This window comes from Tenacibaculum crassostreae (assembly GCF_964512405.1).
GTDB lineage: Bacteria > Bacteroidota > Bacteroidia > Flavobacteriales > Flavobacteriaceae > Polaribacter > Polaribacter crassostreae.
In genome coordinates, this window is record NZ_CAZELE010000007.1 from 354,130 (window position 1) to 367,441 (window position 13,312).

Annotated in this window: 10 protein-coding genes; 6 read left to right on the forward strand and 4 right to left on the reverse strand. The window is 31.6% G+C overall.

What is annotated here, in order from left to right:
- Positions 1–50: 50 nt before the first annotated feature.
- A complete protein-coding gene (locus tag ACKTST_RS11935) occupies positions 51–641 on the reverse strand; it encodes a ComF family protein (RefSeq protein WP_408047969.1) in 591 nt (196 codons plus the stop codon).
- A gap of 153 nt (positions 642–794) precedes the next feature.
- Between ACKTST_RS11935 and ACKTST_RS11940 the strand changes: the two genes are divergently transcribed.
- The 3 genes from ACKTST_RS11940 to ACKTST_RS11950 are packed head-to-tail and all read left to right on the forward strand — an operon-like array spanning position 795 to position 3,214.
- The gene (locus ACKTST_RS11940; protein WP_408047970.1) at positions 795–1,355 is read left to right on the forward strand and encodes a class I SAM-dependent methyltransferase; all 561 of its coding nucleotides are present in this window, start codon (positions 795–797) and stop codon (positions 1,353–1,355) included.
- A 44-nt stretch (positions 1,356–1,399) separates the two neighbouring features.
- Positions 1,400–2,305 carry a coiled-coil domain-containing protein gene (locus ACKTST_RS11945; RefSeq protein WP_408047971.1) on the forward strand — a complete coding sequence of 302 codons (906 nt, stop codon included), beginning with the start codon at positions 1,400–1,402 and terminating at the stop codon, positions 2,303–2,305.
- Positions 2,306–2,332: 27 nt separating this feature from the next.
- Positions 2,333–3,214 carry a hypothetical protein gene (locus tag ACKTST_RS11950; protein WP_408047972.1) on the forward strand — a complete coding sequence of 294 codons (882 nt, stop codon included), beginning with the start codon at positions 2,333–2,335 and terminating at the stop codon, positions 3,212–3,214.
- Between the two features lie 32 nt (positions 3,215–3,246).
- Here the strand turns inward: ACKTST_RS11950 and ACKTST_RS11955 are convergent, their stop codons facing one another.
- Positions 3,247–5,772: a DUF3857 domain-containing protein gene (locus tag ACKTST_RS11955; protein WP_408047973.1), complete on the reverse strand. Its 2,526-nt coding sequence runs from the start codon at positions 5,770–5,772 to the stop codon at positions 3,247–3,249.
- Between the two features lie 92 nt (positions 5,773–5,864).
- Between ACKTST_RS11955 and ACKTST_RS11960 the strand changes: the two genes are divergently transcribed.
- Together ACKTST_RS11960 and ACKTST_RS11965 are read left to right on the forward strand one after the other, a co-directional pair.
- Positions 5,865–7,412 carry a glycine--tRNA ligase gene (locus ACKTST_RS11960; protein WP_408047974.1) on the forward strand — a complete coding sequence of 516 codons (1,548 nt, stop codon included), beginning with the start codon at positions 5,865–5,867 and terminating at the stop codon, positions 7,410–7,412.
- A gap of 81 nt (positions 7,413–7,493) precedes the next feature.
- On the forward strand, positions 7,494–7,733 hold the full coding sequence (locus ACKTST_RS11965; RefSeq protein ID WP_408047975.1) for a hypothetical protein: 240 nt from the start codon (positions 7,494–7,496) through the stop codon (positions 7,731–7,733).
- Between the two features lie 56 nt (positions 7,734–7,789).
- Here the strand turns inward: ACKTST_RS11965 and ACKTST_RS11970 are convergent, their stop codons facing one another.
- Both ACKTST_RS11970 and ACKTST_RS11975 read right to left on the reverse strand, forming a co-directional pair.
- On the reverse strand, positions 7,790–9,442 hold the full coding sequence (locus ACKTST_RS11970) for a G-D-S-L family lipolytic protein (protein ID WP_408047976.1): 1,653 nt from the start codon (positions 9,440–9,442) through the stop codon (positions 7,790–7,792).
- 11 nt (positions 9,443–9,453) lie between these two features.
- On the reverse strand, positions 9,454–12,168 hold the full coding sequence (locus tag ACKTST_RS11975) for a TonB-dependent receptor (RefSeq protein WP_408047977.1): 2,715 nt from the start codon (positions 12,166–12,168) through the stop codon (positions 9,454–9,456).
- A 193-nt stretch (positions 12,169–12,361) separates the two neighbouring features.
- Here ACKTST_RS11975 and ACKTST_RS11980 point away from each other — a divergent pair, with 193 nt between their 5' ends.
- The gene (locus ACKTST_RS11980) at positions 12,362–13,291 is read left to right on the forward strand and encodes a bifunctional riboflavin kinase/FAD synthetase (protein WP_408047978.1); all 930 of its coding nucleotides are present in this window, start codon (positions 12,362–12,364) and stop codon (positions 13,289–13,291) included.
- The last annotated feature ends 21 nt before the right edge of the window (positions 13,292–13,312 follow it).

Below are 13,312 nucleotides of genomic sequence, written 5' to 3' on the forward strand. Positions count from 1 at the left end.
TTGATGGTTTTAAATCCAAACTCAAAAGTAGTAAATTAAGATGGAATGTTCTATCCTTTTTGGGTGTATGCCATGGTAGCCACACTAATGGTTATATTTTTGGTTTTTAATAGCTCATTTGCACAAGCTTCAATGGTTGCTCCGGTAGTAATTACATCATCAATTAATAAAACGTGTTTGTTTTCAAAAATTCTTTCACCAGTTAATTTAAACTTCGTATTACTGTCGGAAAACCGTTCAAATCGTTGTTTTAAGGTTTGAGTTTTTGTTGTGGATGTTCTAACGAGTATATTCGGTTTATATTCTATATCTAGAATTTTGCTTAGTTCTTTTCCAAATAAAGTTACTTGATTATACCCTCTTTTCTTTTCCTTTTGATAATGTAAAGGCACCGGAACAACATAATCAACAGTAGCAAAAACTTCAGATGTAAGAAGTTCACTCCCAAACCAGTTACCAAGAAAAGTTCCAATTTCTGGTTGATTTTTATATTTTAATTGATGAATTAGTTTTTGAGTAATTCCACCCTTTTGATAATACAAAAACGAACGAACATTTTGTAAGTGAATTCTACCGTAAAAAGTAGACTGTAATGTAACATTTACATGTTCATTATCGTTTATAATTGGTAGGTCGTTCATACAAATTCCACATAGGAATTTTTCGTTCTGCAACAAAGATGATTCACAGTTTATACATAAATTAGGGTAAAACAAATAGAATATATCTTTTAAAAATCGCATATTTACAAGCATTTTTATAGAAAGATACAAAAAGTAAAAAGAAAATATATTTTGAGTAAAAAGTTTAATTTTTTTAAAGAAGCAGTTAAAAACTACAAAACATCGGGTACAGTTATTCCAAGTTCTAAATACTTAGCTAATAAAATGCTAAAAGAAATTAACTTTAGCGCTGCTGAAGTTATTGTTGAATTAGGTCCTGGTAACGGAGCAATTACACACCATATTTTAGATAAAATTAAACCCAATACTGTACTAGTTTGCTTTGAAATAAACGACGCTTTTTACAAAGAGTTAAAAAAAATAAATCATCCACAGCTAATTGTTTTAAAAGCTTCTGCTGAGAAAATTAAATCAGAAATAGAAAAATTAGGATACTCAAAAGCCGATTATATAGTTTCTAGTTTACCTTTAACTATTATTCCTAAAGAAATTTCACACGATATTTTAGTTAAAAACTTTGAGTTTTTAGCTATTAACGGTGCTTTTATTCAGTATCAATATAGCTTAACTTATTACAAGAAATTAAAAGAAGTTTTTGGTAATTCAATCAAACTAAGTTTTGAACCTTTAAACTTTCCTCCTGCTTTTATTTATAAATGTGTAAAAAAATAATATATTAGCGCAGAACGATTTAAGTTCATCATATCCCCAATTTAATGATGATATCATCTAATTTGAAAAATAATGGCTTTATAGCCTTTTTAATTTTATTAATCTTAATCATAAGTTTTCTATCTTATGAGAACGCTAGAGATTACTCAGAGTTAAAAGAAGTTTTAAAAGTTGAAAAATTAGATTTAGAAAACGAACTTAATAGAGTTATTGATAATTACTCTGATATTACTGAAAAAAACAATCAATACTCTTCTCAAGTAAAAGACGAGCTTCAAAAGATTGTTCAATTAAGAGACTCAATAAAAAACCTAGAAGAAGCTGACTATAAGCTGATTAGTTACTACAGAAAAAGAATTGAAACTTTAGCAACACAGAATTACTCTCTTTTTTCTAAGGTAGATTCCCTTAAGCAAGCCAACGACAACCTACTTTCGATAAACGATAGTGTAAATGAAGCCTTAATTTTAAAAGAAACTCTTAACACTGAACTACAATACAAAAACCGTCATTTAGACCAAGAACAACGTATTCTTAAAGAAAAAATAGCAGTTGCTGAAGCTATAGAAATTTCTAAGTTAAAAGTTGACGCTATGAAAAAAAGGAAAAGTGGTAGCTTTACTACTACTTCTAGAGCCAACAGAACCGATGCTTTTAGGATAGAGTTTTATTTGTTAGAAAATAAAGTAATTTCTTCTGGCAATAAACCTATACACATTCAATTAACCGATGATAATTTTAATGTGATTTCCCCTCTAAAAAAAGCAAGGTTAAGTAACAATAAAACTATTATATATAGCGATTTATTAAATGTAGAGTACAACAACAAGCAAATGACTGCTATTTCTTTTATTAATGTAGATCGTAAAAAAATAAAACCCGATAAATACCATATAACCGTTTTTGTTAATGGTGTTTTTTCAGGAAAAACCACTATTAATCTCAGATAAAATTTAACCAAACAAATCCCCTAAATTATGAACAATCCCCCAAACAAGAAAAATGTCCTAATTATTTTATTAGTATTAATTTGTGCTTTCTTAGCTTATTTTTCATTTCAAAAATCAAACGAAAACAAAACTTTAAACAACATTTTTTCTCAAGAAAAGGCAGAATTGCAACAAGATCTTGATGAAATTATTAAAGACTATACAGATGTAGTTGTTAGTAAAAAACGTTTATCTGATAGACTAGAAATAGAGTTAAACAAAATGAAAAGTTTAAGAGACTCTATTAAAAACCTTAAGGATAGTAACTTTAGTCTAATTAGAAAATACAGAAGAAAAATTGCGTCTCTTGAACGTGAAAACAAAAAGCTATTCATTCAAATTGATTCGTTAAATAACGCAAATGAAGCGTTAGCCCAAGAAAATGTAATTACCAATGAAATTCTTCAGCAAAAAGATAGCGTTAACGAAACATTGGTTGAAAAAAACAAAGAACTTGAAGAAAAAGTTGCTATTGGTGGTATTATTAAAACTACACCAGTAAGAGCAATCGCTATGAAAGAACGTAGTAGCGGAAGATTAACTACAACTTCAAGATCTAGTAGAACAGATGCTTTTAGAGTTAATTTCGACTTACTAGAAAATCCGATTACAACCGCTGGTGAAAAACGCGTATATATTCAAATTATTGATGAAAACAAAAAAGTAATCGCTCCAAAAGGTAAATTCAACCTTAATGACGGAGCTAAAATTCAGTATACCGATTCACTTGAAGTAAGCTACGACAATAATCGTTTGAGCTTGGTTTCATTAGTTTTAGTGAACCGAGACGACATTAAAAAAGGAAAATATACTATAAGTGCTTTTGTAGAAGGTAATTTCTCTGGAAATACTACAATAGATTTACGATAATCGTACTATAAATTAAATAAAAAAGAGTGATGTTAAACATCACTCTTTTTATTTAATCTTACTACAAAAGTTTCTTTTGAACGATCTGAAATTAATAAGTAAGGTACTATAATTGACGTTGTGATAAACAACCTCAAGATAGTGTTAACTACGCTTGGACTCATTATATCTTTATTAGAAAGACTATTTGCTAAAAAATAATCGACAACTATAAAAACAAAGTTTGCAATTAAAAAAATCGAATATACTTTTGGAAAACTACTTCTCTTCTTAAAAAACAAAGCTATTGCTAAAGGAAAGAAAACAAGTACAAGAGAGTTAAATAAAACTTCAATAAAAAATAAAACTCCTATCATTAAGTTTGAATTCATAGAAAGTAAAATCCATTCTCCTGTTACATAAATATCATTAGAAAATAAATTAATTATAATACTAAAAGGAGATATACACAATCCAATAGCTATTAATATTAACCACCCTCCTATTTGTTTGTTTTTTTCAAAATGTGGTTCTATCACCGGTTTAGGGTCATATTTATATATTTTTACAGCTAACCACGAGTAAAAAACTAACAAGAACACAAATATTATTGGTCCTAGTATTTTATGCCAATTGCTAGAGCTATTAACATCGTGGTATTTCATGATACTATATCCCATACTTGAATCAAGTCTTTTTAAATCCGAATAGAAAGTCCCAAACTCATCTACAGTAACGTGGTCTTTTTTACTTTTAAAATCATGATCAATAGTAACTACGTTCCTTACATTATTGTAGTACACATTCATATCGTAAAAAATATTATCGTTGTTGACTGAAAAACTAGATTGATCTATATCCCAATCACCAGGTAACTTTACAATAGTTTTATGCTTTCTTTCTGCTGGATAGTTTAAGTAAAAAGGAGTTTCTCTGTTATTTTTACTTGGCATACTCAATAAATTTAGAATTGAATACGGTTGAAACTCTACAATAAGTTGTTTATCATTAAAAACAGATGATTTCCAAATACTATCAATTTGATACGACTCTATAACAGTTAGTTTATTCTCTTTTAAATCATCTATAAACTCTGGATTCTGTTTACTGTGAATATTAGAATGGTAATTTGAGTAATAGTTTTCATACTCTTTCTTTATTGAAGAAATACTATTGTTTTTATAATACTCTCTTATAGCATCAGCTTCGGAACTGTAGTAAACAGAAGTAATGTCTAAACTTGCGCCTCTTGTTTCCTTATCTAAAACATAACTATCGATTATTTCAACCAAATTATTATTAACGGGTGTAATTTCTTCTAATTCCGTATTCCCTCCTTTAAGCACCAACCCATATCTATAATCTGGAAAAGGTGTATTATTATACTTCCCTCCTTGATTCGTTATTGTAGGATCATAATAAAACTCATTCTTATTACTATCAATAATTTTTACTACACAATGATCAAAAAAGTATGCCGATGGTAATAATTCATTTATTGTACTCTTTAAATATGTATTAACTAGCATCGGGTAGGCTTCAATTCCCATTTTTTTAAGCATAGTAACAAAAAGTAAACTCTTGTCTTTACAGTCACCATAGCGTTGTTTATACACTTTATTAGGCGGAAAAGGTTTAAAAGCACCTATACCATTTTCTAAGCCTAAATACCTTATTTCGTTCTGAACAAAATCTAATGTTTCTTTTATTCTACCACCTTCTGTTTTATTTTTTTCTTGAATGTTATTAATCTTTTTCTCGAGCTCTCTCGAAAGTTTATCCTCATAGGTAAAAACATTAATACCCCAATCTATAATTTCTTTCCAATTATTACTATAACAGCTAATATTTAAAACACCAGAAGTAATATGCCATGAAGGAGTATTTTCTTCATAATCAAAAGGTTTAACATCTTTAGATTCTACTACATAAATATTCTTTCCGTTCTTTTTCTTAGAAATTATTTCAATATTACTATTAAATAGTTTTGTGTGAACTTCATTTTTTGATTGAATCTTTAAAAATAAGAACCCTACAGGTGTAGAAGTTTCTAAGTTATAAGTACATGCATACTTGCCATTATGAATAGGGTTAAAACCTTTAATAGTATAACTATACTCTATTATATCTCCTACTCTTACATCGCTAATATTTGTCATAGCCGTTATAGAGCCATCATAAATATAGTTTTCAGCATTTAATTCTCTTCTTAACAAATTAAATTCAGAAGAGTTTAGTTTGTTTATTTTCTCTCCATTTCTAATAATAAACAATGTATGAAAAAATAGCTTTTGATAATTTGGATCGTATACTACATTAATAGTGGAAGAATTTTGAATTCCAACATTATCGGTAATTTTAGTAGCTGATTTAAAGTAATCTTCCTGCGTATCTATATCGACTTGTTCATCATACAACAATAATAAACTACCTTGATCAACTTCTTCTAAATCAATTTTTGGATTCACCTCATATTCCGTTAAAGTTACCCAATCAGGTACATTAGTCTTTTTTACTTGACCATATAATACTGTAAAAAATAATGTGAAAACTATAAAAACAATGTAGTTTTTTTTCATAGGTTTTTAAAGATTTTTAATTAATTAGCAATTCTTTACAAATGTATGTTTTTGAGAATAATTATTTAGTTTAATTAATTTATTTTTGCAACATGGCAAAACAAGAAGATCAATTTAAAAAAGTTTTATCGCACGCAAAGGAGTATGGTTATGTGTTTCAGTCTTCTGAAATTTATGACGGATTAAGTGCGGTGTATGATTATGCTCAAAACGGAGTAGAATTAAAGAAAAATATTCGTGATTATTGGTGGAAAGCAATGGTGCAAATGCACGAAAACATTGTAGGTATTGATGCCTCAATCTTAATGCATCCAACTACTTGGAAAGCTTCAGGTCACGTTGATGCTTTTAACGATCCATTAATCGACAATAAAGATTCTAAAAAGCGTTATAGAGCAGATGTTTTAGTAGAAGATTATTGCGCTAAAATTGAAGCTAAAATTGATAAAGAAGTAGCTAAAGCTTCAAAACGTTTTGGCGATTCTTTTAATAAAGAAGAGTTTATATCTACAAACGGTAGAGTTTTGGGATATCAAGAGAAAATTGATACAATTTTAAGTCGATTAGCAAAGTCGTTAGAAAATGAAGATTTAGCTGATGTAAAAGCGTTGATTGAAGAGTTAGAAATTGCTGATCCGCTAACAGGAAGTAAAAACTGGACAGAAGTAAAGCAGTTCAACTTAATGTTTGGAACGCAGTTAGGAGCTTCTGCCGATAGCGCTATGCAAGTATACTTACGCCCAGAAACTGCACAAGGAATTTTTGTAAACTTCTTAAACGTGCAAAAAACGGGTCGTATGAAAATTCCTTTCGGAATTGCACAAACCGGTAAAGCTTTTCGTAACGAAATTGTAGCACGCCAGTTTATTTTTAGAATGCGTGAGTTTGAGCAAATGGAAATGCAATTTTTTGTGAAGCCAGGAACTCAAAAAGAATGGTACGAACAGTGGAAAGAAACTCGTTTAAAATGGCACTTATCATTAGGTATGGGAGAAGACAATTATCGTTTCCATGACCATGAAAAGTTAGCACATTATGCTGATGCTGCTGCGGATATCGAATTCAAATTTCCATTCGGATTTAAAGAATTAGAAGGAATTCACTCTCGTACCGATTTTGATTTAAAAGCACACGAAGAGTTTTCGGGTAAGAAATTACAATATTTCGATCCAGAAGAAAACAAAAACTATGTGCCATACGTAGTAGAAACTTCAATAGGGTTGGATAGAATGTTCTTAGCTGTTTTTTCAAATTCATTACAAGAAGAAGAATTAGAAAACGGAACATCAAGAACTGTATTAAAATTACCTGCGGTTTTAGCTCCAACAAAGGCAGCAGTTTTACCTTTAGTTAAAAAGGATGGGTTACCAGAAGTAGCTCGTAAAATCGTTGATGACTTAAAGTGGGATTTTGCAGTTTCTTACGATGAAAAAGATGCTGTAGGAAGAAGATACCGTCGTCAAGATGCGGCAGGTACTCCTTTTTGTATTACTGTAGATCATGATACTTTAGAGGATAACACTGTTACCATTCGTCATAGAGACACTATGAAACAAAAACGTGTTAAAATAGAGGAATTAAGCGACATTATTAACCAAGAGGTAAATGTGCGTTCTTGGTTGCAAAAAATGGAAGCATAGCTCCTAAAAACAATAAATAAGTAAAAATCCTAAGCGTTATGTTTAGGATTTTTATTTTTACAACAGTAAACAATAAAACTTATGAAAACCTTACTTAAAATATTATTCATCATCTTTTTGTTATGGATGATTGTTGGAGCATACCTACTAAACTCTGAACACCCAAAAGCTCAAATAATTATGGGGCTTGGTGTATTGTACATGTCTTTTATACTAATGCCGCTCTTTATTTATTATAGATATAAAGACGGTAAGTATAAAAAATATCAAATAGACGATCAAAAAATGAATGAATGGCGAAAAAATGCAAATGATTTTTAAATAAAAAAAGCTGAGAATTAATTCTCAGCTTTTTTTATTTATATCGCTATCAATAACTATTGTAAAGTTGGCGAATAGTTTGTTGGATAATCATCAGGTTTAGCTAAACCATCTTTACCAACTGTAAAGTTAGATCCATATGTTTTATCAATAGCTTCTAACATTTTATTAGCCATTAAAGCATATCCTCTACCAGTTAAATGAATCCCATCTAAACCAACTAGACCTCCTGTTACTAAACTAGTATTCATATTGTAATTTCCAAATTCTAAACCAACTGTAGAAGCTTCTTGTAAAATAGCTTTAAAGTCGACAAAAGCATATCCATTTGCATCTGCCATTGTTTTAAGGCTTGTGTTATAAGCGTCCGTTGCTACTTTTATTTCTGCCTGTTCACTAGGAATCAAAACCCACTTATCTTCCAAAGGTAAAGACACACCTTCTACAGAAAACATTCCTGCCAACTGTTGTGGTAAACCTTGAGACATTAAAAATGCAACTGAATCAGTATTCACCTCTCCTATCACATTCTTACTTGGTAACACTAACAAATCATCAGCAGTCGCTTGTCTTGCTTGACCATAATAAGTACCTAATAAACCTGCTACTTTTTGCAATGTAGTTGCATCAGTAGGTAAACCAAAACTTGCTACAAAAGGAGGGAAAGTAGGACTTGCCAATAGAGCACCAACAATTTGAGCGGTTTTATTTTCTAACGATTCATCTTTAATCACAACAGCACTTGCAGCATCTGCAGCAAATACAATTGATCTTTCTGGAACACCAATAGCTTCAAAAACTCCATTTATCGCTCCAAAAACATTATTTAAAGTAGGTATTTGTGGTCCAAAATCAGGGTTACTAGGATCTAATGGTGCGTGTGGCACTGTTGTAAAGTGAGGCAAACTTGTAATATATGGTAAGTTTGCCACTACACCTTTTGCTCCTGTTAATTTTAAGGCTCCTTCAACTGTACCTAAAGCAAAATCAAAAGTTGCTGTAGCTGTAATTGGGTTTGAACCATCTCCTCCAGAGATAGCGTATCCCAACACATCATTTCCTCCAAATTCAGACAATGTAAAAAACGTTGGGTTTTGACCAACTGCCAATCCAATAATAGAAGCATCTGTATTACCTGCTACTCTTATAGCATAAGGATTTGCAGCTGCTGGGAAATTAGCTAAATTACCATACCCTGGTGCAATAAAATGCGTACTCTTTGCTCCTGGCACCCCTACATTATTAAACGGTCCTGTTGGGTTATTCAGTGCAAAATCTGTAGTAGATATCGCCATTGGATTAACGTTACTTAAAGAGGTTGGACCTTCACCATTGAAAGTTAATCTTACATCAAATAACCTTTCTCCTGTTACTGGATGTAATACAGGATTTCCTGCTAAAACTAACCCTCCATAATTATCATTCATCAACGGCTGAGTAAATGTTCCTCCACCAACTAAAGCAAACTTCTTAGCCAACGTATTTGGAAAAGAATTTTCTTGCCCCGCTTTAAACAAAGCGTTATCTGTAAAACCTGCTGTAAAAGAAGCTCCAATAGCAACATATTTTGAAAAGTCTGCACTACCTTTTTCTAATGCTACAGTACTCTCTGCTTCTCCTTTAATTTCAGGTAAGGTATTATCTACATCACAGGCAGCAAAACCTAAAAATAATGCAGATAAAAAAGTATATTTTATTGTATTTTTCATTGTTTCTTTTTTTAGTTATTGATAGTCCAAGAAATGTAGTACTGAGAACCAACTGCTCCAACACCTGGAGCACTTAAGTATTCTTTTCCTGTTAAATTAGAACCTCCAACTTTAAATACTGATTTAATTGAAGGAACAGAATAATTTACCTGTGCATCAATAACAGTTCTTTCTTCAATAGTACCTTCTAAGAAAGTAGATTGCCAGTAAAATTCATTTTGCCAACGAGCACTTACGTTAAATCCAAAGTTTTCAAATAAGTTCGGGTGACCAAATTGAGCTTTAACTTTATGTTCTGGTGTGTTAAACCCTGCCTCAAAATCAGGATCTTTTGCTTGATCAAAATCAAATCTAGACCAAGTATAGTTTAACCCCACGTCAAAGCCATTAAAAATTTTAGTATTTAATCCTAAACCAACTCCGTAAGAATCTACATCCACTGTAGAGTTTGTCTTAACACTAAACGTTCTAACTAAATCTCTGTTAGTTAAATTACCAACTGTTACTGGTGTATTAGGATCTACTAAAACTACTACGTCTTTATTAGAAATAAAGTCTGAGTACATGTTATAGTATGTACTAAAATCAACTGATAATTTATTATCTCCTAATGGAACCGCAGCACGATAACCTACCTCAAAAGATTTTACTTTTTCTGGCTGTACTAAGTCAGTAGTTGCTAATGTTGGGTTTCCTTCTTTTATTGAAGCAGCAGAATATCCTCTATTGAATACATCATTTCCAGTTAAAGTAAATGTTCCTGTAGTTGTAACTGCTTGAGCAGAAAAACGATCAGCATTATCTGGAGCTGTTCCTAAAATGAATCCTGCACCAGTAGCTAATCCGATGTACTGATCTTGAGTCGTTGGATTACGGAAACCTGTTTGGAAAGATGCTCTGAAGTTATGATTCTTGTTTTCCCCTGCAGCATATGCCAACGATACTCTTGGTGTAAAGTTACCATCAAAATTATCTGACTTATCAAAACGACCAGATAACGTTAATTTTAAACGATCATCCATCATTTTCTTTTGAAGCTGTGTATAAACACCGTATTCTCCATACTTGATAGGACCATTAGCATCTGTATAAATTGTTCCGAAAGAGTTCAATCTATATTGTCTATATGAACCCCCTACTTGTACTTCAGCCCAATCGATATAATCACGTAAGTTTAAGTTACCATCCGCATGGTAATAACTAGTATTATCTCTAAACTTTGAACCAGTTAGTAAATCTGGATCAGCTGTTACTTCATTAAAAAGCCTTGTAAACTCTGCAGAACCAGGTTCTGGTCTATTTCTGTCAGCAAAAGCTCTAGCATGAGCATGATTACTAGCTTCTAAACCAGGTACTGCAATTGCACCATAATAAAGACCTGCATATTCCTTATACCAATTTTCGTTAGAACTCCATTTATTGTTCATGTTAATTGCAGCAAAACGAGTATCATACGAATCTCCTGCATCTTCACCTGCATAATAACCTCTTACAAAGAAGTTTTTACCTCTAACTTCTAATTTGTGTTGCTCCATAAAGAAGTTAGCTAAGTTGTAACGGTTTTGTCCTTGATAAATAGTATTACCTGTACCATATTTAGAATTCCAGATAATTTCAACCCTATCATTTCCTAAAGGACGGTAGTGTAATGCTCCGTTAAATCTAACACTCTTCGCTTCGTTAGACATCAAGTCAATTTCTCTATATCCAGTTCTACTAACTTTACCAATCGCTCCACCTAAATCAACAGAAACTTCATCACCATACACATTAGCTCCATCATAATTTGGATCATCAGCATGACTTGTACCAGGGATATACGTTCCTCCAATACCTGTAGTATTTCTATAATCTGTTGCATGCCACTCTTCTCCTTTTAAATAAGAAAAACTAACTTTAGCAGCAAAATAGTTATCAAAAGCATGTGCCATTTTAATAGTTGCATCATAGTAACCATTATCTCCAGCAGCTTCTTGACTTGTGATACCTGCTTTTAAACCAACACTAATTCCTTGCTCGTTAAATGGGTTTTCACTACGCATTAGCATGATACCATTGAATGCATTGGCACCATATAAAGCCGATGCAGCACCTGGTAAAATTTCAACACTCTTAACGTCTACCTCAGAAATACCTAAAAGGTTTCCAATAGCAAAGTTTAAAGCTGGTGATGCGTTATCCATTCCGTCAACTAACTGAACAAAACGCTCGTTACCAAAAGTAGCAAAACCACGGGTGTTAACCGTTTTAAATGTTAAACCTCCTGAATTAACATCAACTCCTTTTAAGTTTTCTAATCCGTCATAATAAGAAGCAGAAGCTGTGTTTTTAATCGCTCTTGAATCAAAACGCTCAATTGTTACAGGTGACTCCATAACACGTTCTGGTGTTCTAGATGCCGATACAACAACCTCGTCTAAAGAAGTAGCGTTTTCTGTTAAACTAACCTCAACAACTTGATTGTTTTGTGTTATTTCAACTGTTTGAGTTTGATACCCTAAAGAAGAAATTTCAAGGGTAAACGGTGGGGTATCTGTTACTGTCATAGTAAACTTACCGTCAAAATCAGTAGATGTACCTACTGCTTTTCTTGAAACTTTAATGTTTGCTCCCGGTATTGGCTCTCCCAAAGAACCATCTTTAACCGTACCTGAAACGGTAGTTTGAGCAACCATTATTGCTGTGCCAAATAACACAAATGCAACAAGTAATAGCTTTTTCATCATAATGTAAAATAATTTGTTAACTGTTGTGCAAAATACAATTTTTTTTCATTTGCTAAATATATAGCGTTGTTTTTTATGGCTCTTCTAATTAATTAAGAGAAATTTTTACTAAATCTAAATTTTAAGATTTTATTCCTCGATAATTATTTATCCTATTTTACAAATTGTATTTTTGCTTAAATTTAATGTAACATTGGAAATTACCCATTCAATTTTTGACTTTGTCCCTACTCAAAAAACAATAGTTACCATTGGTACTTTTGATGGTGTACATATAGGACATCAAAAAATTATTGAAAAGCTAGTAGCTGAAGCAAAAGCTAGCAATAAAAAATCGGTATTACTTACTTTTTTTCCACACCCTAGAATGGTTTTACAAAAAGATGTTTCTATTAAATTAATCAATACTATTGATGAGCGAGCTCAACATCTTAAAAAATTGGGGTTAGATTACCTAATTATTCACCCGTTTAGCAAGGAGTTTTCAAGGCTTACAGCTTTAGACTTTGTTCGTGACGTTTTGGTAAATCAACTTAACATTTCTAAACTTATTATTGGTTACGATCATCACTTCGGAAAAAATAGAGAAGGAAATATTGAACAACTTACCGAATATTCACACTTATACGATTTTATCGTTGAAGAAATTCCTGCTCAAGACATTGATGAAGTTTCAGTAAGTTCTACTAAAATTAGAAAAGCGCTTACAAATGGCCAACTTAAAACTGCTAACAACTATTTAGGTTATAATTTTTCATTAACTGGAAAAGTGGTGAATGGAAAACAATTAGGTGGAAAAATAGGGTTTCCTACTGCCAATATAGATATTACCGAAGCTTATAAACTGATTCCAAAAACAGGAGTATACGTTGTAAAATCGGTTATTAACAACCTTACTATTTATGGAATGATGAACATTGGAAATCGCCCAACTGTTGATGGTGAATACCAAACTATAGAAGTTCACTTTTTCAATTTCAACCAAGATTTATACAACAAAGAATTAACCATTGAGTTATTGTACTTCTTGAGAGAAGAACAAAAATTCGACTCTGTTGCTGAATTAACAGCACAACTAAAAAAAGACAAAGAAACTTCGTTAAACTACCTTAAAAACAATTAACCTTAAGCATTGTTTAAGTCT